Source organism: Vibrio sp. 397 (assembly GCF_033339395.1).
GTDB lineage: Bacteria > Pseudomonadota > Gammaproteobacteria > Enterobacterales > Vibrionaceae > Vibrio > Vibrio alginolyticus.
Genome location: NZ_JAWOUN010000008.1, coordinates 224,979 through 249,425 on the forward strand (window position 1 = coordinate 224,979; position 24,447 = coordinate 249,425).

Consider the following 24,447-nt stretch of genomic DNA (forward strand, 5'->3'; position numbering starts at 1 on the left):
TGCCGAAAACGACAACAAAACTCTCTATAAGTAATTACTCAATGATCTTTCTAGATAATTCTCGACCAATGGTTGTCCCATTGCACTCCGCTTGCGAAGGTACTTTTTGACTCCTCTGGTCTTTGCTCCACCACTTTTCCCGCCCCAGAGCTGACTCGGAACTCATCGCCATAGACCACAACACCAGAGGCGTCTGGTAACGCACTTAGCTCTACCAATTTGCCCGTAGATTTAGACCATATACCATAACAACTGCCCGGAGGCGAAGTGGCTAAGATCCATTCATCGGTTGCTGCAATACTCGCAACGTAGTGATTGAAACGCGCCCACTCTTCAGGCTCAGCTTGAAGATCTTGCATTTCACCACCACGCGTGTGCATGGCGATCAAGGCTGGATAATCGTCCGGCTCACCACGATATTGCTGACCACAAAGCACGGTTTCCGCACCATCATGAGCTAAATGGCGAATACTCAACTTATGATCCGGTAAAGACACTTGATCCAATAGCTCCCCTTCCTGTGAAAGGTAACTCAGACTCGGTCTCATGCTATCAAGATTGAGAGGTTCACGGCCGTTGGTGTGTACGCCACCGACGCCAATCGCTAATGCGCCATCAGGCATCATGATCACTTCATGAGGACCAAGACCAAAACCCGTTAACTCATCGATTTTTTGATATTGCTTCTGCACATCATAAACACCAATGATCCCACGACTTGTCCCCCTCTCCCCTTCTGTGGCAAATAGCAACGTGCCATCGTGGGAGTAAACGCCATGCCCATAGAAATGACGATTTGATTTTGCTAGTTGCAGTTTGATCATCTGCTCTGAGCGATAATCAAATACCATGAAGAAAGTACCTGGTCGACGACCAAAAACTACGGCGTGGCCTTGTTGGTTGGTTGCCACACCGTGACCACGCTCAGGAATCGGCAATGAAGATAGCGGCATACCATGCTCATCCGCCACCACCGCTGCATATTTATCTCTGCCAATGATAGAGCAGCCGATCAACGCAGGCTCACGTGAGCTTGTTGAGGCACAACCAAATGGCATCATAGGTGTAGCTGCCCCGAATAGAGCAGCTTTCAGTAAGTTTCGGCGGGTTTGATCAGTCACCATCGGTTGCATTAAATCCTATAACCACGCCAAGCTCGATCGCCACCTCTTCGTGAATCAGGTACTTCAATTGCTCTAGCTTATTGTATTGAGAGAGCACCATGCGATAGCCTTCTTTTGTTTGTAGTGCGGCAAACAAGCTCTTATCTTCCGGCCATGTATCTAACGCCATCTCGAACTGATGAACAACACGATCAGCTAAATCCGCATGACCTTGTTCTCTTAATAGCGCATCTAGCCCGTTACCGTCGGCAAAATAGAGTGCTTCCATTGCGGTAAGGTTCGCTTTCAAGTTCGAAAGCGACGTCTCTGAACGCCACGATTCTGAGAAATAAGGGCGAGGCTTGCCAATCTTCGCCAATGGGCGACTCAACTTCTTCATGCTGTATTCAAGCTGATTAGAAAGCAGTGAAATGTACTCAGATTCCCATTCTGTCATCTCTAGCGATTTCCAAGGGTTTTCTGCCCAAGAATCCGCGATGATCTGCGCTTTGTTATCGAGGTTTTCTGCAATCGAAATGCCTGTCGCACAGGTATTGCTGTTGCTAGATAGGGTCGACGCTTTATCGTAAAGCAGCCATTCCAGAGCCCCTAAACCTTGCACGGTGACACTTTGGGTGGAAATATCTTCTGCACTCCAAGCTTGGCCAGATTTCGTCAATACAGACATTTTACGACCAGTAGTGTTCTTTTTATCTGGCCAAAACTGAACATTCCAGCTTTGCTCCAACGCCGTAGCAGGGCCACGTTCTTGACCTTGTAATGCCATCCACGCCAGCATCGTTTGATGCCACTGCTGTTTTACTTGTGCATCATCTTTCGACTCTGATGCGCAGTAATCTGCGAAGCGTTGTTCAAGTTCTGTGGTTTGCGCTAAAAACGTCTGAGCTGATTGAAACTCCACCTCGTACACGCTTTGAGAAATATGACTTGTACTCTCAGGCTTGGCAACGCTCGAACCGATGGTCGATTGGCAACCAACCAAACTTAACGTTGCGGCAATCGCACTCACTAATAGTGTTTTTTTCATGGTTGCTTCCTTATAGAGAATTCAGAAACGCAATCAATGCGTCACGTTCTTTTTTGTTCAGTGCTAAGACGTTTTGTTTCGCCGTTTCAGCTTCGCCGCCGTGCCACAACACCGCTTCCATCAGGTTACGAGCGCGGCCATCATGTAGAAAGTAAGTATGTGCGTTTACTTCTTCGGTATAACCAATGCCCCATAGCGGTGCTGTTCGCCACTCGCGGCCGTTTGCTAGGTATTCCGGACGGTTATCGGCTAAGCCTTCACCCATGTCATGCAAAAGCATGTCGGTGTATGGGTGGATAAGCTGCTCAGAAAGCGCTGGTAACTCTGGTCGTTTCGCCGTTTTAACACTGGTCTTGTGGCAGCTTTCACAGCCAGACGCAGCAAAGATTTGCTGACCAAGTTTCACGTTAGGGTCATTGACATTACGGCGAATAGGTACAGCTAAGTGCTGGCTGTAAAACTCTACGAAGTCGAGAATATTTTCACTCACTTCTGGTTTGCCGCCATTTGGCATGTCGTCACAAATGCTTTGTTTCGAGGTACAGTTTTCATTTGGGAATAAATGGCTCGTAAGACCCACATCACCATTAAATGCTGCTGCATTTTGCTGCATTAGCGTCGGTTGTCCTGCTTTCCAGCCAAAACGACCAATCGAGAAGTCGTCCTTCTCAATATCCCACACCTTATTGACTTTGCCTGAGATACCGTCTTTGTCGGCATCTTGTTCATCAGCCCAAGCAAGTAGCGTTTCGTCGGGAATACTCTCTAACAAACCAAGGCCGATCATTGGCGGTGCCACGCGTGCTGAGAACTCGGTATCAGGGTGCATATCGCCGTAACCCAGATCGGTAATGTTCAAATGAGGTTTTCTTAGCGTCACCGTCGTACCGTCTTTAAATTTCACTGGGACATCGGTGTAAGTGATTTCGATTTTGCCTTCTGGCGTTTGATCCTGCAGGGCGAAATCTTGAAGCTGACCACCATAAGTCGGCTCAGGTATGCCACCGCCTTTGATGTAGGCTTTCTTTTGTTCTGGCGTCATCGCAGGAATGCTTAAGCGCACTAACATAGACACGGCATGTAAATCATCTTTCTCTGGCGGATGACCACGACCGTCTTTGATGTGACAGTTCTGACAACCATTGGTGTTAAAAAGCGGACCTAGGCCATCACGAGCGTCTGTTGACGCTGGCGCTTGTACCCAAGGGTTGCGGAAAAAGCTGTTACCCACACTAAAATCTAGGCGTTTGCTCATCGGCAGGTTGGCAGCAGGAAGAGAATAGGCATTCGCGCCATCTTTTTTAACACTGGTTTTGCCACCAGACTTAACATCGTAAGCCATGGCAGAAGAAGAAAGGATCGCGGCTAGCGCAGAAATTAGGTATGGCTTCATATCATTGCTCTACATAGACAACAAGGGTGATAACAACGAGCTCAAACGGCAAAAGGGCTCACAAAGAGCCCTTATTTATTATGGTTTTCTTATTAAAACTCGTGGTCAGCAGTATCAGGGCTTAGGCTGTCGATGCCGACAATGTTTGCCGCTCGCTCAATCGCACCAGTTTGCGCTACCAACGACATGATGGTGTCGTTTACCAGCGCGTTGCCTTGTGCGTTACCCGCCGCAATAAGTTGGTCAAAATGCTGGTTATTCTTCTCTGCAGAAGTCACTAGCTCACCAACTTGGCTAAGTGTTGTATCAAACTGCTTTTTAATGTCGGTCGCGGCTTTCTTATCTTTTTGAGCAACAAGATCAGCAATACTTGGACCAGATAGTTCTGTGCCGTTTACACCTTTGTATGTACCTGTGTAAACGTTGTAGATGCCTTGCTCATTGTAGTAGTGAGAATTATGCGTGTTGTCTGAGAAACAATCGTGCTCGTCTTCAGTTGAGTTCGCTTCTAGTGCCACTTTCATGCGCTCACCCGCTAGCTCACCTAGAGAAAGAGAACCCATGCCGAATAGCATCTTACGTAGACCATTGTCCGCTGAGTCGTTCAGTAGCTCTTCACGGTAGTTACCTTTTACTTCAGCAGACCACTGCTTTTCCATCCACTCAAGGTCTTGAACCAGTAGATCAGCGGCTGCTTTTAGGTACTCTCCACGACGCTCACAATGGCCATTCGTACACTCAGAACCCACAACGAAATCAGTGTAAGCGCGTTGACCTGCGCCTGCGTTAGTGCCGTTTAGGTCTTGGCCCCAAAGCAAGAATTCAATCGCGTGGTAACCTGATGCAACGTTTGCCTCAGAACCACCTACTTCGTTTAAATCTGCTAGTAATTCTGGCGTAATTTTTGAAACGTCCAGTTTAGAAGCACCGATCTGTAGGCTAGTGTTCGCGATGATGTTGGCAGCAGCGCCCTCGTTACCCAATTCGTATTGGTAATCAGCCGCTACGTAGTCAATCAAACCTTCATCAAGTGGCCATGCGTTCAGCTGACCTTCCCAATCATCAACAATCGCGTTACCAAAACGGAAAACTTCAGACTGTTGGTAAGGAACGCGAGAATCGAGCCAAGCTTGTTTTACTTCTTCAAGCTTTTTCGCTGATGGTGATTTTAGGAATTCGTCGATTTTTACATCCAGCGCTTTCGCTGTTGTTACTGAATCAGCAAACACAGCATGGGCAACGTCCGCGTAATGTTCGACAACTTGTTGTTTAGTTACTGTAGCAGCAACGGTAGAACCACTGGCAATGAGGAGTGATGCAGCAATAGATTGGACTAAAACTTTTTTTGCATTCATCTGAAGCATCCTTGTTGAGCTTTTCAATTATCATATTGGTAGTGCTAATTATTCTTATTTGCACTTTAGTCTCGAGATAATACAAATTTACAATTTATTTGCAACTCCAGATACAAAAAAACCTCATAAAAATGAGGTTTTTAACAGGCTTTATTGTCAGTTTTATCTTTAAGATTAAACCTTTAGGTCATGTTTTCCGTGAGAGACTTTTGCCTTCAGATAATTTTCGTTGCCATCTTTGATATGTGCAGAGGTATTGACAACCTCGCCAATTTCAATTCCGTACTCAGATAACTCACGAATTTTCTTAGGGTTGTTCGTCACGAGGCGGATCTTATTCACGCCTAAAGCTTCTAGCATTTGTGCTGCTTCTGTGAAATCACGCAGGTCATCATCAAAGCCCAAATGGTTGTTAGCTTCGTACGTGTTCATGCCCTGGCTTTGTAAGCGGTATGCATCGATCTTATTGTACAAACCAATACCACGACCTTCCTGACGGAGATACAAGATGATACCACCGGACTCGCCCATGCGATTGATCGTCTCTTCTAGTTGCTCACCACAGTCACAGCGTGAAGAGTGGAACACATCGCCTGTCAAACACTCAGAGTGCATACGAACTAAAGGCATGTCCTGAGTTTGGTCCGCTTGTTTAAAGATAATAGCAACATGCTCTTTGTCTGTCTTCAGACCATGGAAAGACAGAATTTCGGCATCAATGTTACTTTTTGCCCCGACTTTAAAATCTACTCTGGCACGTACTTCCGCCATATCTATACTCACTCGATTTATTGCTTGATGCGCTTGATGCGTTTTCGTTATTGCATTCATGGGATTTACTCGTTGCTCTTCAACTATGGGGACTGATACCGCATTTTGCAATATAGAGATCACAATTGAGGGCAGTTATCCACTCAAGACAGCAAAAGAGAAACACTCTCCAACTGAACAATTGTTATATTATAACAATTTAAAAAAACTACAATAAAAAACCCCAGACAAATTTTGTCTGGGGTTTCAAGAAGGTCGTTTGGTCTATCTTTTAATGGGTCTGACTGCGCTTCCAAACGGCGAGTTCAATCCAAACTGCTTCGAGTTCTTGGATTTCCTCGTCGGTCAACACGGCGAGCGTTGAAGTAACTTGAGGCAGGTTCGGTGATTGCAATGCACGAATCTGCGAATAGAAGTCTTTTTTAAGTTGTAATATAACTGAATCCACTGCGTGCACCTATTTCGTTCTTTTATTACTTATCCAGCTCAAAATTTTTATTTTCTTTATACTGGAAACTTCATAAATTCGGAAAAATGATAACATTCTGCTTGTGAAGTGCACAATTTATTTTTAATAGTGGAATAACGGTCACATTAATTACGCTTCACCATTCGGATCGAATATAAGACAAAAAAGATCAAAAATAGCACAGGAAAGATCCACAACAGCGCCGTGGAATAATTTAATGGTGGTTGATACAGAACAATATTCCCATAACGAGCAACTAGATAGTCCTTTATTTCTTGATCTGAGCTGCCTTCATTGGCCATCGTATACACTTTCAACCTCAGGTCTTTGGCCGCCTGTGCATTAGACTCGACAAGGTTTTGGTTTTGACACTGCGGGCAGCGTAATGTCTTGGCTAGCGAGGTTGCACGCTGTTGCACTTCAACAGAATGAAAATCAAACAGATCAACATTCTGTTCTAAATCCGCACTTCTCGTGAAAGGAGAAAATAGTATAAATAGGATTAAAGTGAGGAGAAGATTATTAAATCGAAACATTCAAGTATCCTGAAAATATATCGTTCCATTTATCTGCCGTTAGCTCTCCACGATATTTGATCAATATACGACCATTTTGATCAATCAAGTAAGTTTCCGGCGTTCCTATAACACCTAGCTCCACAGCGAGCTTTCCATTAGGGTCACTAATTACTTCAATATATGGGTTTCGTTTAGAGCTCAAATATTCACGGGCAGCTTGTTTTTGATCTCTATAATTCAGCCCAATAATAGGCACACCGAGTTCTGCTAACTGCAATAACTCTTCATGCTCTCGCTTGCATACCCCGCACCAAGATGCCCAAACATTCAATAATTTATATCCGTCGCTTTTGAACAATTGCTCAGAAACTATGTCATCAGAGATCAGAGAAGTAGAGCGAAAATTAGGTGTCTCTAAATTTCGTTGTGGGGACAATTCGACATGTGGTCGCTCAGACAAGGCCACCGCAGTAACTACAGCAAACACGGCAACAGCCACAACGAGACCTGCGAGTTTAAGCGTATTTCTCGATCGCATTGATAGCCTCTCTCCTTTTCTTTAGGCCTGTTAATAGCGCACCAAACACAGCTAATAGCCCGCCAGACCATATCCACCAAATGCCTGCGCGGTACTGAACTTTAATCGCATAAGCATGAGTGTCGACTTTGTCACCCAATGTCACGTAATAATCGCCATGCCATAGTGAACGAATCGCAGGCTCGGTCATATTCATCACTCGCACAGGGTAATGACGCTTTTGCGGGTTGAAATTGAGCATGCGGCCATCTTCCAAGTGCAAGGTGATCTGTCCTTGTTCAGCGGTGTAGTTTGGCCCCACCAGCCATTCGATACCATGATAATCGATAGTGATCCCCGCCCTTTGTTGAGAACTGCCGGGTTCGACACGTAAATTGTGTTCATATGAGTAGTGACTGTTGAATACAGCTCCACTCACCGCCAGCGCAAAACCGATATGTGCCATCACGATTGGCATGAGTTTGCGCTTATTGGAACAACGAAACAGCATAACGAGATGCGCCGCAATCACCCAAGTAGCCAACGTTATGGTTAGCAATACTTCGAAATGCAGTGCGTGCACTAAGAAGATAAACCCGATCCCAGAGACAAGAGATAACGCAATACTGATCGCAATATCAGCGCTTACACTCGGCACTGTGCCTTTTGTCCATTTCAGCAGCGGCGTGAAAGCTAAGGAAATCAGAGCCAGTATGCTTAATGGGAAGATCAGACTATTAAAATAAGGTGCGCCAACTGAAATGTTCCCTAAACCGAGCAGTTGATAAACCATCGGATAAAAAGTGCCAAGAAAAACGATAGCAGTCGCAATAACCAGCAGCCCTTTGGCGATGTAAGCAGTGTAAGCTCGGCTCGCTAGAGATTGAAGTTTGAAGCGAGGGAGTTGTTCTCCTCGCAAAATCAATACGCCAAAAGTGATGATGATAAGCAAGCTCAATACACCAAGCAGCACTAAACCCTTAGTTGGGTCCACCGCAAAAGCATGCACTGAAGTCAGCACGCCAGAGCGCACCACGAATGTCCCTAAAATGCTTAGGCTGAACGTAGCAAACGCCAGTGCATAGGTGCTCCAAATTGCGCCTCTGTTACGTGTTGCGACAACACCGCTGTGCAACAAAGCAGTACCAGTAAGCCAAGGGAGTAGAGAAGCGTTCTCCACAGGGTCCCAAAACCACCAGCCGCCCCACCCTAGCTCATTGTACGCCCACCATGATCCCACCAAGATACCCAACGTGAGCGTTCCCCATGCAAAAAACGCTGCGCTTCGAGCAACCACATACCAATCGCTCATCGGTTGTTTACCCAATAGCGCTGCTAATGCAAAAGCTAATATTGCTGCGTAACCGACATAACCGAGATAAAGCAATGGTGGATGAATGATAAGCCCAACATCTTGCAACATTGGGTTTAGATCTCGTCCTTCCGACGCCAATACTTGGGCATACTCGAACGGGTTAGAGGTCATTAACGTGAACCAAGCAAATGTCGCAATAAGAACGTTCATGATTCCTAAACAGTCACAAGTATATTGGGCGTTGAGCGGTGACTTAAATGCAATAAACGACGCCCATAAACTCAAGGTGACGACCCAAAACAACATGGAGCCTTGGTGCCCACCCCAAGCGGCAGCAATTTTGAACGCCACGGGAAGTTGACTGTTGGAATGCGTAACAACATATTCCAACGCGAAGTTGTCTTGCACGAAGCAGACGATCAGAAGTGCTAAACAAATGATGGAAGCTAAGCTAATGATGTGGGACATCGCGACTTGATGCGGCAATGTCGCCTTCTTACCCATAGCACGACGTAGCCAATGCAGCAACGATGCACAAGTCGATGTTACAGCCACCAATATCAGTAAGAAGAACCCTAGCTCAGCCTCCATTTTTCCCCCTTACACTATGGTCATTTGACCGGCATAGAGAATGAAAGTACGTAGCATAAGTACGCCAACCAAGCTCAACGTCGTGACCACAAAAACGTAACTGCCTTTGTGGCGCACTTCTGAAGGCGTTAACCAATTGAGAGTCAAAGGCGTAATCATGCCGATGAACACTACGCCAACCCAGAACCATTGAGCCCAGAATCCACTCGAAATAGCATTCCAAGCCGCGACTTCGTTCTGACCACCGCTGAAGATCAGTCCAGTAAAGAATGTCACTAAGACAAACAACTCAAACAACACTACAGGGCGTTCAAATCCGTGCACCCAAGACACACTTGGGCTGCTGGTCGACTCTTTAAACACCAAGATGCCGAACATCAAGCATGCCGCTGCACCCGAGGACAAACTAGAGAACAGGAACAAGATTGGCAGTACTGGATTGTTTAGCATTGGGTAAGTCTTCAATGCAGACAATAGAAAGCCAGTGTACGCTGCAAGCACGATGGCTAAGAAGCCCAAGAACAATTCAATTGCGTTGTTGGCTTTCCCCGCCTTAATCAAAATGCCATCGGCAAAATCCAACAGTTTGCTCGGTAACTTACCCTCACAAAAGCTGATGATTTGATGGCGGAAGATAACGCCGATCCAAACAAACAGCACCAGCATGTACACTTGGAACAAGATCACGCCCATCGACATCACAGACGTTGGGTTGTAGTAGATCATGATCTTCCAAAACTCTAAAGGCTTGGTTAAATGGAAAATCAAAATTGCCAACCCAGCAATGATGCCAAATGGCGCAAGCCAAGCCATCGCTTTCATGATGCCGTTGTTTGCGGGATCACCTTCAATCACTTTGCGTTTTAAATAGATAGAAATCATCACCGCACCTGCTGACATCCCAGCAAGGAATAAGTAAATCGCGATGATCCAATCCCAGACTAACGAGTCAAAGTGGAATGCACTTTCGAAGCCGTTCATGATGACACCTCCCCTTTGCTATGCGGAATTTTGTACAGTTTAGGTTGCGTACCTAAATGCGATTTATCGCGATAGACAACATGGCTTTCGATAGCTTTGCTCACCTCGCTAGTTGGGTCATTCAAATCACCAAAGATGAGTGCTTTTGTTGGGCAAGATTCCACGCAAGCTGGCTGTTTACCTTGCGCTAGGTTGGTATCACGGCAGAAGTTACATTTATCCGCAGAGTGATCGACTGGATTAAAGAAGCGCACTTGGTAAGGGCAAGCGGCAAGGCAATAACCACATCCGACACATTTCTCTTTGTGCACATCCACGATGCCGGTCGCTTCATCTTTGTATGCAGCGCCTGTTGGACAAACGTACACACATGGTGGGTTATCACAGTGCTGACAGGATTCGCGAGTAAACTGGTATTCCACATCTGGAAATTCGCCAATCGGTTCACTGCGATGAATTTTAAGTCGCGTTACGCCTTCGGGGACTTTATTTACTTCGCGACAAGCATCGGTACAAGCGGTACAGCCAATACAGGCATTTTCATCATGAACCATACCCATGCGTTTCGCTTGTTCACTGTTGCTGGCATAGAGAGAGGAGCTAACAACGGAAGTGCCTGCAACGCCTGTAGTTAAAATCAACGCGCCGCTGCCGGCTAAAAAGTTTCTTCTCGAACATTTCATGCTATCTCTCCTCTTCTTTGGCAAGTTCAGGTTCGACGGCAAATTCAGAGTGACAATCCACACACTGCTTGATCAGTTGTTTTCTGTCGTACGACAACGCTTTGGTTTTCGCTGCGTGTACATCGTGGCAATTTGAACAAGTGAGGTTTTTGGCGTGCACATCGTGCGTCCAGTGGCTTTCTCTCAGCTGTGTCGGTGCGTGGCAATCCACACATTGGCCGTTGGCTTTAAGAATCATGCTTGGATCAAGGAACACTTTGTCGTGTACCTCTTTCGATTGCGCGGCAGAAAACTTAATCACATCAGGCGCACCTTCACGATGGTCGGGACCAATGTTGCTATGGCAATTGGTGCAATTAAGTTGCTTCCCTTGGCTGAGTAGAGCTTGCGGGTCATGCGAAAGGTTCAGAGTCTCTTTTGCATCCTTATGACATTGCAGACACTTGTAGTCACGGTCACGGATCAACTCGACTTGATGACGCTCAGCTTGAGCACCTTCAATCGGCTCTGAAGAAGTCGCATGGGCGGCGATGGAGAAACCATAGATGGCAAAGACGAAGAGAAGTTTCAGCATTGTCTCTATGGTCAATTTTATATTGCCCATATTGTTCTTTCCTTAGCTCGATAATAATTGATAACTATTCTCAATTATTTATTTGAGCGACAATTAATTTCCTCTGAAGATATTTTTTAGATCTTCAAATGACATCAATTCTTATTTCGGAAAGCCACAACGCTAAACCTATATTTATAATACCTCTATTATTCATAAGGGGTAGAAACGCCTGCTCAAAAAGCGAACTAAATCACCCTATTTTTAAAAAGGTTAAAAACCAAAAGCATTGCAGAACAATGACTTAACAACTACCACTTTAGAGGTATATAAATTCAAACATGACTGAGATCACTGGTGTAAATTGATCTAAAACAAGACAAGATTCACTCACTATTTCATCTATCCAATTAAGCAATATTATTAATCGTAGATCTCCAGTTCTTATTTGGAATAGCTCCTCACAACGCTGCTAATAAAAACGAATATGGAGATAACACTGTGAGCATAAAACACTGGATGAGCGCACCTATTGCGGTTGCGACCTTATTCGCCAGCCAATTATTTTTGGTCGGCGCTCCGTTAGCGGCAGAAGAGAAGGATTTTATCGATCCTCGTAACGATGTCTTTGAACAGAACCACTCTGATCAATACCATTCTTGGAAAGCAACATCCGAAAGTGAGCACATTGAAGATGCTCTAAGTGAAGACCCAAACATGGTTATCCTGTGGGCAGGTTATGGCTTCGCGAAAGACTACAACAAAGCGCGCGGTCACTTTTACGCACTTGATGATGTTCGCCAAACCTTACGTACCGGCGCACCAACCGACGAGAAGTCCGGGCCTATGCCGATGGCGTGCTGGAGCTGTAAAAGCCCAGACGTTGCTCGCGTGATTGATGAACGTGGTGAAGACGGTTATTTCGAAGGTAAATGGGCACGCTTAGGCTCAGAAATCGTCAACCCTATCGGTTGTTCCGATTGCCACAACACAGGCTCTGAAGCCTTCAAGAAAGGCGAACCTGCGCTAGCACTGACTCGCCCATACGTCGAGCGTGCTTTTGATACTATTGGTAAAAACTTTGATGAACAGTCTCGCCTAGATAAGCAAGCATCGGTCTGCGCTCAATGTCACGTTGAATACTACTTCACCGGCCCAACTAAAGCGGTTAAATTCCCATGGGATATGGGCACCACCGTTAATGACATGGAGAAATACTACGACGCGTTGAATTTCAAAGATTGGACGCATGCCGTATCTAAAGCGCCGATGCTAAAAGCGCAACATCCAGGTTTCGAAACTTGGAGAGCGGGTATTCATGGTAAAAACAAAGTGGTGTGTGTGGACTGCCACATGCCTAAAGTGACCAAAGAAGACGGTACGGTGTACACAGACCACAAAGTGGGTAACCCATTTGATCGTTTTGAAGACACCTGTGCGCAATGCCATACCCAAACTAAAGAGCAGCTACAAGGCATCGTCTCGACTCGCAAAGCGCAAGTACTGAACATGAAGCTAACCGCCGAGAAGCAAATCGTAGCGGCACACTTTGAAGCAGGAGCAGCGTGGAAAGCAGGTGCAACAGAAGCAGAGATGGAACCTATCCTACAAGATATTCGCCATGCACAATGGCGTTGGGACTACGCGATTGCTTCTCACGGTGTTCACATGCATGCTCCTGAGGTAGCACTTGAAGTACTAGGTACTGCAGTTGACCGCGCTGCTGACGCCCGTACCAAATTGGTTCGTTTACTGGCAACCAAAGGCATTACTGACCCTGTTCAAATTCCAGATATCTCGACCAAAGCGAAAGCACAACAAGCACTGGGCATGGATATGGATAAGATGAACGCAGACAAGAAACACTTCCTAGAAACAGTAGCGCCAGAGTGGGATAAAGCAGCAGCTGAACGCGAAGCCACGTATTAGTCTAACTGGCAACGGTTAACTTATAGATACAACAAGGGGCGTACTGAACGCCCCTTTTTTTTGTTTATTTGTTTCTTTGTTATCTTTATTTCTTCATCCCCGATTCTATCGAGAGACAAAATCGAACGTACTAGCGACGAGGAAGCCTCGGTCTAGGCTGAATATTTGGACGTGCTTTAGGTATCTGCACATTTGGACGAGCAACTGGACGCTGGATCTTCGTTTCCGGTAATGCTTTTCTTTGTTGAACCTTTTCTTTTACCGCCTTGTCTTGTAAAGTCGCTGGCTCAATACGTTCCGGACGATTCTCCCATTTGGTTTTAATCTCTTGCTTTTGCTCGTCAGGCAATGATTGCCAATGATCGTCGAGTTGGCGTTTCATGTTATCGATATTGGCGGACATATCGTCGTCTTTCCAATCTTCGATTTTGTCTTTGATGGATTGCTGTTGGTCTTCATCTAAACCATTCCACCACTCTTCCAGTTTCTCTTTGTATTCATCGTCGTTATCGCAACAGCCCGGATAGTAATAAATCCAGTAGTCGTCATGATCGTACCACCACGGGTCGTAGTAACCCGATGAATAATAAACCGTAGAGGAAGAGCCAGAATGATCGGAAGAGCTACAACCCGCCAGCACAGAGCCGCACAGCAAAACCAATATGCTTAGTGCTTTATTTTTCATTCGTTGCCCACCTTTCCCTCTATTGCTTGTTAAATTGTACGCTTACAACAGCTCTTTTGCTTTGTTAATAGAGTTAATGATTTGCACCCTATCTAAATTTGGATCATTAGAATCTAATAATAGTACCCAGGCATCAATCGCTTCCTGAAATCGGAATGACAGAAAATGATCATTTGCGATCAAAGACAAAGCGGCTTCATTGTGCGGTTCTATCTGCAAAGCTTGCTCCAAAAGCAAGCTAACTTCTTGCGTCATTGATTGCTGGTGAATGTAGTACAAGGTCGTCGCTTTTGCGGCAAGTTGCGTGGCACTGACTGGCTCAGTCAGTTGGATCGCGTAATCAAAACAAATCAGCGCGCCATCAAATTCCCCCTCTAGCAGGTAGCCCTGCCCGAGTTGGAACCACAATTCAGCGTTGTTCGGATCTTCACGCAACTGGTCTTGAATCTCTTTCATGATGTCACGAGCAGTCATCATTCGTGACATTTCCGCTTGTATTGGTTTAGGCGGAGTTTGATGCAGCAATAAGAAACTGGCACTCGTCACGACAAATACTAACAGGCAAAAGCCAAACCATTGAGCGGGTTTAACTTTTGATGCACTCAGTGATAAGAGTACGATAAACAGCCCCATCAGAGTGATGGCAGCGAAAAACCAAACAGACATAACACGTCCTGTAAACAAAGATAACGTCAGTGTACGCATTTCTTACTTTAAATGCGTTGATACAGATACAAAAAAGCCGAGCAACTAAGGCTCGGCTTTTCATATCAGGATAACGATGTAAGATTACTCTTCGTTACCTTCCTCTGCATCATCAGCAGCTGGAGCTTCTGAAGCGTCTTGCTGCGTATTTTCGTCTGTTGACTCTAACGCTTCTGCATCTTCATCAGCAGGCAGCTCTTCATCATCAACTTCTTCAATACGTTGCAAACCAACAACTGATTCATCTTCCGCAGTACGGATAAGCGTTACACCTTGTGTGTTACGACCAACCTGGCTAACTTCACCCACACGAGTACGTACTAACGTGCCAGCGTCGGTGATCATCATCATTTCATCACCTTCAACAACCTGGATAGCACCAACTACCGGGCCATTTCGCTCAGAAACTTTGATAGAAACTACACCTTGAGTGCCACGACCTTTTGTCGGGTACTCGCTAAGTGCTGTACGTTTACCATAACCGTTTTCTGTAACCGTTAGGATGTCGCCTTCGTGCGAAGGAACAATAAGTGATACAACTTGGTCATTTTCAGCCAGTTTCATACCACGAACACCAGAGGCGGTACGACCCATAGGACGAACACCTTTAAACTTGATCTCTGGCTGACCATTCTCATCAAGAACTGGTTTACCATTTTCATCAAGTACTGGAATCTCTTCTGCTTCTTTAAAGCGAACCACTTTACCCGCTTTAGAGAACAGCATGATTTCATTTTCGCCGTTAGTGATATCCACACCGATTAACGAATCGTCTTCACGTAGGTTCACAGCGATTAGGCCGTTTGAACGTACGTTTGCAAACTGGTTCAACGGCGTTTTCTTAACCGTACCGTCACCTGTTGCCATGAAGATGAATTTGTCTTCAGAGAATTCATCAACACGTAGAATCGCGGTAATGCGCTCACCTTCTTCGAGCGGAAGGATGTTCACAATTGGCTTACCACGCGCAGTACGGCTCGCTAGAGGCAATTGGTAAACTTTCAGGCGGTATGTCTTACCACGAGTAGAGAAACACAAGATGTTATCGTGGGTATTCGCCACTAGAAGACGCTCGATATGGTCTTCATCTTTCATCTTAGTCGCACTCTTACCTTTACCACCACGGCGCTGTGACTCGTAGTCGCTCAGTACTTGGTACTTAACGTAACCACCGTGAGATAGAGTAACCACAACGTCTTCACGTGCGATCAGCTCTTCCATGTCAATATCATGGCTCGCAGCTGTGATTTCTGTACGACGAGCGTCACCAAAGCCGTCACGAACCGCTTCAAGTTCTTCACGGATCACTTCCATCAAACGCTCAGTGCTCGCAAGGATATGCATGAGTTCAGCGATTTCTTCTAGAAGTGTTTTGTATTCGCCAAGAATCTTCTCGTGTTCTAGACCTGTTAGTTTATGTAAACGTAGATCTAGGATAGCTTGTGCTTGTTGCTCAGTCAGGAAGTACTGACCATCACGAATACCATATTCAGGCTCTAGCCATTCAGGGCGCGCAGCATCTGTACCAGCACGCTCTAGCATTGCTGAAACGTTGCCTAAATCCCAACCACGAGCGATAAGACCCGCTTTTGCTTCAGCCGGTGTAGGTGCCTTACGGATAAGCTCAATGATTTCATCAATGTTAGCAAGCGCTAGAGCTAAACCTTCAAGGATATGAGCACGTTCACGCGCTTTACGCAGTTCGAAGATAGTACGACGTGTCACAACTTCACGACGGTGATCAACGAAGCACTTCAGCATATCTTTTAGGTTGAATAGCTGTGGCTGGCCATTGTTTAGGGCCACCATGTTGATACCGAAAGTGGTTTGCAGCTGAGTCTGAGCGTAAAGGTTGTTTAGAACTACTTCGCCCACAGCATCGCGCTTACATTCAATAACAATGCGCATACCGTCTTTATCTGACTCGTCGCGCAGTGCACTGATGCCTTCTACTTTCTTATCTTTAACTAGCTCAGCGATCTTTTCGATCAAGCGAGCTTTGTTCACCTGGTAAGGAATTTCAGTGACGATAATGGTCTCTTTACCATTCTTCTCCACTTCGATGTCCGCTTTCGAACGCATGTAGATTTTGCCACGACCTGTTTTGTACGCGTCTACAATGCCTTTACGACCGCTGATAAGCGCCGCCGTTGGGAAATCAGGACCAGGAATGTAATCCATTAGTTCATCAATAGTGATTTCTTCATTATTGATGTATGCAAGACAGCCATCAATCACTTCGCCAAGGTTATGAGGCGGGATGTTGGTTGCCATACCTACTGCGATACCAGAAGCACCGTTAACCAATAGGTTTGGAATTTTAGTTGGAAGAACCGCTGGGATCTGCTCAGTACCGTCGTAGTTTGGTACGTAGTCTACGGTTTCTTTGTCTAGGTCAGCCAATAGTTCATGGGCAATTTTTGCCATTCGAACTTCGGTGTAACGCATTGCCGCAGCAGAGTCGCCATCGATCGAGCCAAAGTTACCTTGACCATCGACCAGCATGTAACGAAGCGAGAACGGCTGAGCCATACGTACGATTGTGTCGTACACAGCAATATCACCATGTGGGTGATATTTACCGATTACGTCGCCGACAACACGGGCTGATTTTTTATATGGTTTGTTCCAATCGTTGCCTAGTACGTTCATCGCGAATAAAACGCGGCGGTGTACTGGTTTTAGGCCATCACGCACATCTGGAAGAGCACGACCCACGATGACTGACATCGCATAGTCTAGGTATGAACCTCTAAGCTCATCTTCAATGTTTACGGGCGTGATCTCTTTAGCTAAATCGCTCATAGAGCCATTATCCCTCTATTATCTGATCGTAATTACGATACGTGTAAGGTGCAAAAATATAACACACAATTCATCACTTCGGCATCACTTTCCCTCTCCTTTTATCAGGTTGTGAGCTTGGTTATGAATCAAATGTCGAGAATTTGCACACTCATCCCATATCTTTCTGATTAGTGGTTATATTTCGGTCAATATTGAGCAAAATCGGACCCTTTACGCGGAAAAGCGAGGTAAATTCCTTTAACCACACAACGCGAAAATGCAGGTTTTAGAGTTATTATCACTGGCACCAGTTCAAGGATGAACCAAAAACAATAGTTAGCGCTTTACAAATTACAGGCACCTGTCTCGATTGCCGCGCCAGTGAACTCTGTCATTGTCCCTTAACTAAGCACATCGAGGTTGTTTGGGTGTAAAACGTTGGAGTATACTGGCGCCCTCTAAAGGACTCAGATTGAATGCAATAAAACCAATTATGACTAAAGCACAAAACGTCGACCCAAGTGAAATTAAGAAATTCGAGGACATGGCTTCTCGATGGTGGGATTTAGAAGGCGAGTTTAAGCCGCTTCATCAAATTAACCCACTTCGTTTGAACTATGTACTTGAAAAAGCAAATGGCTTGTTTGGCAAGCGAACACTTGATGTCGGCTGTGGTGGTGGCATTCTTGCTGAAAGCATGGCAAAAGAAGGCGCTATTGTGACGGGGCTTGATATGGGTAAAGAACCATTAGAAGTCGCGCGACTACATGCATTAGAAACAGGCACTCAACTGACCTACATTCAGAGCACAATAGAAGACCACGCTATAGAAAACGCAGGAACTTACGATGTCGTGACTTGTATGGAGATGCTTGAACACGTTCCAGATCCTCTCTCCGTTATCCGCTCTTGTGCTGCGCTAGTCAAACCCGGTGGTCACGTGTTTTTCTCAACTTTGAACCGAAACATTAAGTCGTACTTATTTGCTATTGTCGGTGCTGAGAAGCTTCTTAAGATTGTTCCTGAAGGCACTCATGAGCACGATAAGTTTATCAAGCCAGCCGAAATGATGAAGATGATAGACCAAACTGACCTGACGGAAATGGGCATTACTGGGCTTCATTACAACCCTCTAAATGATAGCTACAAACTCGGTCGTAATGTAGATGTAAACTACATCGTTCATACTAAAAAATACTGAACGCTATTAAGTTAAAAAATGAGTTTTGTGATTGACATTTTTTAAAGAAAATGAATCGGAAGCGGTAGCACAAAGTTGCCGCTTTTTTTGTCTTTTTATGGCTAAAATTCGTGCTCTAGATTCCATTTTGACCAAGCCATTTTTCGTAGATAAAAACGGCCAAAGATCAAGGAAAATATTTTTGCATGCGGTTATTTCTAAACCGATCTCGAAACCGTACTTTTAACCATTCAAGTCTGCCCTTTTCTCATCGGTTAGTGTTCACTTACTGATTTTTTTCATTTTGTCAGTTATCCACAAGTCATCCCAAACCTGTACCTTGATAAATCAGTGTAATAGCACTATCTTGTAACCCGCAAACAAATGAACCCCTATATGTTGTGTTTAAGCGACAATATATAGATAGACTTTGATCACAAAGCCGCCGCAAGCTTTACTCATATTGCACATAAACAAACAAAAATACGGCTTTTATCAGTTTTCTTAGGGAAATAAAGCAGAATGAACCAACAACTTACCGTCACCAAGCGTGATGGCCGTAAAGAAAGTATCGATCTGGATAAAATCCACCGCGTTATCACTTGGGCTGCAGAAGGTCTAGATAATGTTTCGGTTTCTCAAGTAGAACTTCGCGCTCACATCCAGTTTTACGACGGCATCACAACGACAGATATTCACGAGACAATCATCAAGTCTGCGGCAGACCTGATCTCTGAAGAGACTCCGGATTACCAATACCTAGCTGCTCGCCTAGCGGTATTCCATCTGCGTAAAAAAGCGTATGGCCAATACGAGCCACCAACGCTTTATGATCACGTGTCTCGCCTCGTCGATATGGGTAAGTACGATCAACATATTCTAGAAGACTACACAAAAGCAGAACTCGACGAACTTGATGCGTACCTCGACCATAAACGCGACCTAAACTTCTCATACGCGGCAGTTAAGCAGCTAGAGGGTAAGTACTTCGTACAGAACCGTGTTACGGGCCAAATTTACGAAAGTGCTCAGTTCTTATACATCCTTGTAGCAGCGTGCTTATTTGCGAAATATCCAAAAGCGACGCGTCTTGATTACATCAAACGTTTCTACGATGCGACATCGACATTTAAGATTTCTCTACCTACGCCAATTATGTCTGGCGTGCGTACCCCTACTCGCCAGTTCAGCTCATGTGTTCTGATCGAGTGTGGCGATAGTCTTGATTCTATTAACGCAACAGCAAGCTCAATTGTTCGTTACGTATCTCAGCGCGCTGGTATTGGTATCAACGCAGGTCGTATCCGTGCATTAGGCTCAGAGATTCGCGGTGGTGAAGCATTCCACACTGGTTGTATTCCGTTCTACAAGTACTTCCAAACAGCAGTAAAATGTTGTTCACAAGGTGGTGTACGTGGTGGCGCAGCTACTGTGTTCTACCCAATGTGGCACGGTGAAGCACGCTCACTAATGGTACTTAAGAACAACCGTGGTGTTGAAGAAAACCGTGTTCGTCACATGGACTACGGTGTTCAGTTAAACAAACTGATGTACCAACGTTTAGTTGAAGGCGGCAATATTACGCTATTCTCACCATCTGATGTACCTGGTCTGTACGACGCATTCTTCGAAAACCAAGAAGAGTTTGAGCGTCTATACGTGAAGTACGAGAACGATCCTTCAATCAAGAAAGAAACGGTTAAAGCGATTGAAATGTTCACTCTGCTAATGCAAGAGCGTGCATCAACGGGTCGTATCTACATCCAGAACGTGGACCACTGTAATACTCACAGCCCATTTGATTCTGAAGTCGCTCCAGTTCGTCAGTCGAACCTATGTTTAGAAATCGCACTGCCAACGAAACCATTAACTAACGTTGAAGATGACTCAGGCGAGATCGCACTGTGTACGCTTTCTGCATTCAACTTAGGTGCTATCAAGTCTCTAGATGATTTCGAAGAGCTATCCGATCTTGTTGTTCGTGCGTTAGATGCACTGCTTGATTACCAAGATTACCCTCTACCAGCGGCATACAAATCGACTATGAACCGTCGTACGCTAGGTGTTGGTGTGATTAACTTTGCTTACTACTTAGCGAAGAATGGCGTGAAATACTCTGACGGTAGCGCGAACGGCCTAACTCACCGTACGTTCGAAGCAATGCAGTACTACCTATTGAAAGCATCTGTAGCACTGGCGAAAGAACAAGGTAAGTGTCCTTCATTCGACGAGACGAACTACGCGAAAGGCTTACTGCCGATTGATACGTATAAGAAAGATATCGATCTAATTTGTGACGAAGCGCTGCACTACGACTGGGACAGCCTACGTAAAGAAATTATGGAGCACGGCCTACGTAACTCAACACTGACTGCACTAATGCCTTCTGAGACTTCTTCTCAGATTTCAAACGCAACTAACGGTATTGAGCCACCACGTGGTTACGTTTCAGTAAAAGCTTCGAAAGACGGTATCCTGAAGCAAGTTGTACCTGAGTTCACAGAACTTAAAGACAGCTATGAACTGCTTTGGAATATCGGTTCGAACGACGGTTATCTACACCTTGTGGGTATTATGCAGAAGTTTGTTGACCAAGCTATCTCTGCTAATACTAACTACGACCCGTCACGTTACGAGACTGGCAAGGTTCCAATGAAGAAACTACTTCAAGACCTGCTAACAGCGTATAAGTTTGGTGTGAAAACGCTTTACTACCACAACACTCGTGATGGCGCGAAAGATGAACAGAAAGACGCTGTTCAACCACAAGATGACGATTGTGCTGGCGGCGGTTGTAAGATCTAGGGGGTTAGTTTCTCTCAATGTAACATTTTTTGTGGATAACCTATAAAAAACCATTAAAAACAACTAGATAAGAGGGCATCAATTCGATGCCCTCTTTTTTTGTTTGGAAAAAATATTTTACTTCACTTGTACATGTAACATATGTGACTTAGGCTAAATTCAATAAAGTTATTTCACCTTACTATTTTATGTAACAATAGCCTATGCGATACACAGTCAAAAAAATCCGTCACCCTAAATACAATAATCAATTGCTTCCGATGCTAGTTGATACCGAAGATAATGATTGTCCACTACCATCTGCGGCATTGTGGGGCTTTGACCTGTGGCACGAAAAACCTCTAAATACTGTCGAGGCTCGTTTACAGGACTTGGCAGCTTTCTATGAATATGTCGATAGGCATCACCCATCATTTTTTGAAGATGCAGCAGCGATAAAAATACTTACGCATAGGCAGATTACAACCCTCAGTTCAGCTTTATTAATTAACTTCCATTACACGGTAGAGGAAGGAGTTTCGGTTAAGCCTTCCACTTTCAATCGTCGTATTGATTCAATAGCTCAGTTTTTGAATTTTCACTATTCACGTTATGTTAATAGATTGAATGACTTAGAAAGAATGGATGATCGGCAAAAACATGTTTTCGCAATGATCGGACGGTTTAGGAAAAAACGCTATTCCAAGTCAGAGGTTGAAATCCATACGAATCAAGCAAAGTCATTATCAATGGATGAAATCGAAATAATTAGAGATATAGTAAGACCCTCAACTGAGGACTTTTTTAATGAAGTAAACCCTTTTACTCCAGAACTTCAAAGAAGAAATGCTTGTGCGATTTTATTACTCATTGAGCTAGGTTGTCGTGCTGCTGAGCTAGTTTTAATTAAAAACAACGACGAGCATCTGAAACTGACAACCAATCCAACTGTGGTGATTACCGCAGAAGATAAAAACAATAAAAGTTTTCGGGGTCGAGCAGATGGAGCTTCGCATAAAACCTTAGGGCGAGAATTACCCATATCTCAAGGTTTGTCACACTTAATTATTGATTACATTGAAGAAGATAGACCTAAGTTACGTAAACCATTTAATGACCAATTAACAGACTACCTATTTGTAAGTAAATCAGATGGCGGGGCAATGACTACCGATGGGCTATCATATTTAATCGGCAGCCTTTATCGGAAAGTGCCTGAATTGGTTAACACTATTCATCCCCATCGCTTACGAGTAACTAAAGGGATTGAAGTTCGCGATGCCGTTAATAAAGATTATGAAGATTCCAACTCTAGTATGATTAAGTCAGGTGACATGCAAGATACATTAACGACTTGGGGCGGCTGGTCTTCAACCAGTAATATGCCTAAGCACTATACAAAAGAACTTCTGCAAAGAAAATTATCTGAATACTTAGCAAAGAGTGAATGATTATGGGGCATGCGGCTACACAGTATTTATCACAAGAATCATTTGACATTTATTCTCAAATGTATGATTTAGTGTCGAGTTTAAATGGTGATTGCGAAGCTTTCCCTTCCAAGATTGAGACGTACTATGGCCAAACGATTCACCTAAGAAACTCGAATGGAAGACTGATAAATCGAATTAGACTGGTTAATGTCGCCAAAGATGAGAAAACCTACAACCTGAGTGACTCATACTCAGGTCACGTATATCTGGATTATATCGCTGCTAAGTGTTGGATAAATACAGCTATTGAGAATACACCAGCATCTATAAATCAAATATCGGTAGGTTTTGAAGCCCTAAAAGATATTACTTTCACAGTAGACGCCTATTCCAACGAAAAAACATTTGCCAGAGAACTTGGATCTCAATTATCCTCTATCTTACTGAAAAATAAAGATAAACAACGAATTTTCTTATCGATTAGGAAACTTGTAAAGTTTGGTATCGCTAACGATTATTGGGGCTTCACTGATGAGTTAGAATTAAAAGTTTCTGAAGTTGCCGTTAAAGCAATAGGACGTCGAGAGCGAGTATCTATGCTAGATCATGAGTATGGACCGTTCACTCGTTCAGAAATCGCTCAAATAACTTCGGCAATACAAAGTGAAGACATTAAAACCGAACATCGAGTATTGGTCAGTTTAGCCCAGAAGTTTGGTCTTAGACCGATACAACTTGCTTTGCTTCGTGAAGACGATATTTATTACGATAAGACTAAGTTAGCTTGGTATATTCTTATCCCACGAGTGAAAGGTCGTGTCGCGCAATTACGCCGAACTGAAGGTAACTTTACTTTGCGTGAACTACCAGCAGAGTTAGCAGAAGACATCGTTCAATTAATTCAAGAGCATTCCAATCTAATTGAAACAGATAAAGACGGAACACCATTGCCTAGACCATTATTTAAAGCCCAAACAATAAATAAAGATTATCTCGAACATGACCAATTAAAACCCTTTGCTTGGCATCTTACCTCAACGAAAATCGCACTGTTTTTTACTCAACAACTTCCACCTCTGTTAGATATTAAATCCATGCATTGTAAGGATGAAGACGGTAATCCTTATCCACTTAAAATGAACGCCTATCGTTTCCGTTATACGTTAGGCACTCGCATGGTGATGGAGGGCAAGACACCTGAAGAAGTTGCGTTAGCTCTAGACCATTCAACAACAGCATCAGTACAGCACTATTTTAAATACAATCAAGATCTTATTGATTTTATCGATGATACGTTTGAAGTATCTACTGCTCTAAAAAATGCCGCTTTACGATGGCAAGGTTATTTTATCGATGAAGACGATAATCTTGAAGGTAGCCTAATTCGTGTATCGGATGTTCTCTCTATTGGGAAGTGTTTAAAAAAGACCTTATGTGAATATCATCCAACAGTGAGTTGCTATGGCTGTAGCCGCTTTAGACCCTTCAAGGACGCTAATCATCAAAAACAACTAGAAGTAATCGAGAAAGAAGTCGAATTTGTCAAAAATAATTCAACAGGAGCGGTTCAACATCAGTTAAGCGAAGCATATGAAGGTGCTTTACAAATTGTTGAAGCTCAAAAAATTATGAGGGGTGAAAAATAAC

Annotated in this window: 20 protein-coding genes; 5 read left to right on the top strand and 15 right to left on the bottom strand. The window is 44.3% G+C overall.

The window, feature by feature from the left end; genetic code table 11:
- Positions 1-50 precede the first annotated feature (50 nt).
- The 12 genes from R7P36_RS15010 to nrfB all read right to left on the bottom strand — a co-directional run bounded on the left by R7P36_RS15010 (position 51) and on the right by nrfB (position 11,348).
- Positions 51-1,133, bottom strand: a complete 1,083-nt coding sequence (locus tag R7P36_RS15010) for a DUF1513 domain-containing protein (protein WP_318122217.1) — start codon at positions 1,131-1,133, stop codon at positions 51-53.
- Positions 1,114-2,151, bottom strand: coding sequence for an imelysin family protein (locus R7P36_RS15015; RefSeq protein ID WP_318122218.1), 1,038 nt, complete (start codon positions 2,149-2,151; stop codon positions 1,114-1,116). The genes R7P36_RS15010 and R7P36_RS15015 overlap by 20 nt, the downstream gene beginning before the upstream one ends.
- 10 nt (positions 2,152-2,161) lie before the next feature.
- Positions 2,162-3,544, bottom strand: a complete 1,383-nt coding sequence (locus R7P36_RS15020; RefSeq protein ID WP_318122219.1) for a di-heme oxidoredictase family protein — start codon at positions 3,542-3,544, stop codon at positions 2,162-2,164.
- Between the two features lie 92 nt (positions 3,545-3,636).
- A complete protein-coding gene (locus tag R7P36_RS15025) occupies positions 3,637-4,899 on the bottom strand; it encodes an imelysin family protein (protein WP_318122220.1) in 1,263 nt (420 codons plus the stop codon).
- Positions 4,900-5,073: 174 nt separating this feature from the next.
- Positions 5,074-5,670, bottom strand: coding sequence for a GTP cyclohydrolase II (locus tag R7P36_RS15030; RefSeq protein ID WP_025767283.1), 597 nt, complete (start codon positions 5,668-5,670; stop codon positions 5,074-5,076).
- Positions 5,671-5,941: 271 nt separating this feature from the next.
- Positions 5,942-6,118, bottom strand: a complete 177-nt coding sequence (locus R7P36_RS15035) for a hypothetical protein (protein WP_020480909.1) — start codon at positions 6,116-6,118, stop codon at positions 5,942-5,944.
- Positions 6,119-6,264: 146 nt separating this feature from the next.
- Positions 6,265-6,675 carry a heme lyase NrfEFG subunit NrfF gene (nrfF, locus tag R7P36_RS15040; protein WP_085569796.1) on the bottom strand — a complete coding sequence of 137 codons (411 nt, stop codon included), beginning with the start codon at positions 6,673-6,675 and terminating at the stop codon, positions 6,265-6,267.
- Positions 6,662-7,195 (bottom strand): DsbE family thiol:disulfide interchange protein, encoded by a 534-nt coding sequence (locus R7P36_RS15045; RefSeq protein ID WP_054577026.1) that lies wholly within the window; start codon positions 7,193-7,195, stop codon positions 6,662-6,664. Before R7P36_RS15045 ends, nrfF begins: the two co-directional genes overlap by 14 nt.
- Positions 7,173-9,080: a heme lyase CcmF/NrfE family subunit gene (locus R7P36_RS15050; protein WP_104975450.1), complete on the bottom strand. Its 1,908-nt coding sequence runs from the start codon at positions 9,078-9,080 to the stop codon at positions 7,173-7,175. The genes R7P36_RS15045 and R7P36_RS15050 overlap by 23 nt, the downstream gene beginning before the upstream one ends.
- A 9-nt stretch (positions 9,081-9,089) precedes the next feature.
- Positions 9,090-10,061, bottom strand: coding sequence for a cytochrome c nitrite reductase subunit NrfD (gene nrfD / locus R7P36_RS15055; protein ID WP_005386801.1), 972 nt, complete (start codon positions 10,059-10,061; stop codon positions 9,090-9,092).
- A complete protein-coding gene (gene nrfC, locus R7P36_RS15060) occupies positions 10,058-10,744 on the bottom strand; it encodes a cytochrome c nitrite reductase Fe-S protein (RefSeq protein WP_017636123.1) in 687 nt (228 codons plus the stop codon). The genes nrfD and nrfC overlap by 4 nt, the downstream gene beginning before the upstream one ends.
- 1 nt (position 10,745) lies before the next feature.
- On the bottom strand, positions 10,746-11,348 hold the full coding sequence (nrfB, locus tag R7P36_RS15065; RefSeq protein WP_053306575.1) for a cytochrome c nitrite reductase pentaheme subunit: 603 nt from the start codon (positions 11,346-11,348) through the stop codon (positions 10,746-10,748).
- A gap of 450 nt (positions 11,349-11,798) precedes the next feature.
- Here nrfB and nrfA point away from each other — a divergent pair, with 450 nt between their 5' ends.
- A complete protein-coding gene (nrfA, locus tag R7P36_RS15070) occupies positions 11,799-13,226 on the top strand; it encodes an ammonia-forming nitrite reductase cytochrome c552 subunit (protein WP_132936792.1) in 1,428 nt (475 codons plus the stop codon).
- A 130-nt stretch (positions 13,227-13,356) separates the two neighbouring features.
- Here nrfA and R7P36_RS15075 read toward each other — a convergent pair whose 3' ends face one another.
- The 3 genes from R7P36_RS15075 to gyrA form a co-directional block, all read right to left on the bottom strand.
- Complete coding sequence (locus R7P36_RS15075) at positions 13,357-13,911, bottom strand: hypothetical protein (protein WP_132936793.1); 555 nt, start codon at positions 13,909-13,911, stop codon at positions 13,357-13,359.
- 42 nt (positions 13,912-13,953) lie between these two features.
- The gene (locus tag R7P36_RS15080) at positions 13,954-14,577 is read right to left on the bottom strand and encodes a tetratricopeptide repeat protein (protein ID WP_165935359.1); all 624 of its coding nucleotides are present in this window, start codon (positions 14,575-14,577) and stop codon (positions 13,954-13,956) included.
- A gap of 123 nt (positions 14,578-14,700) precedes the next feature.
- The gene (gyrA, locus tag R7P36_RS15085; protein ID WP_225495385.1) at positions 14,701-17,421 is read right to left on the bottom strand and encodes a DNA topoisomerase (ATP-hydrolyzing) subunit A; all 2,721 of its coding nucleotides are present in this window, start codon (positions 17,419-17,421) and stop codon (positions 14,701-14,703) included.
- Between the two features lie 475 nt (positions 17,422-17,896).
- Between gyrA and ubiG the strand changes: the two genes are divergently transcribed.
- From ubiG to R7P36_RS15105, 4 genes are all read left to right on the top strand, one after another.
- Positions 17,897-18,604 carry a bifunctional 2-polyprenyl-6-hydroxyphenol methylase/3-demethylubiquinol 3-O-methyltransferase UbiG gene (ubiG, locus tag R7P36_RS15090; RefSeq protein ID WP_017636129.1) on the top strand — a complete coding sequence of 236 codons (708 nt, stop codon included), beginning with the start codon at positions 17,897-17,899 and terminating at the stop codon, positions 18,602-18,604.
- Positions 18,605-19,105: 501 nt separating this feature from the next.
- Complete coding sequence (nrdA, locus tag R7P36_RS15095) at positions 19,106-21,388, top strand: class 1a ribonucleoside-diphosphate reductase subunit alpha (RefSeq protein ID WP_005376819.1); 2,283 nt, start codon at positions 19,106-19,108, stop codon at positions 21,386-21,388.
- A gap of 203 nt (positions 21,389-21,591) precedes the next feature.
- Complete coding sequence (locus R7P36_RS15100) at positions 21,592-22,818, top strand: tyrosine-type recombinase/integrase (RefSeq protein WP_047725734.1); 1,227 nt, start codon at positions 21,592-21,594, stop codon at positions 22,816-22,818.
- The gene (locus R7P36_RS15105) at positions 22,815-24,446 is read left to right on the top strand and encodes a site-specific integrase (RefSeq protein ID WP_318122221.1); all 1,632 of its coding nucleotides are present in this window, start codon (positions 22,815-22,817) and stop codon (positions 24,444-24,446) included. Before R7P36_RS15100 ends, R7P36_RS15105 begins: the two co-directional genes overlap by 4 nt.
- The last annotated feature ends 1 nt before the right edge of the window (position 24,447 follow it).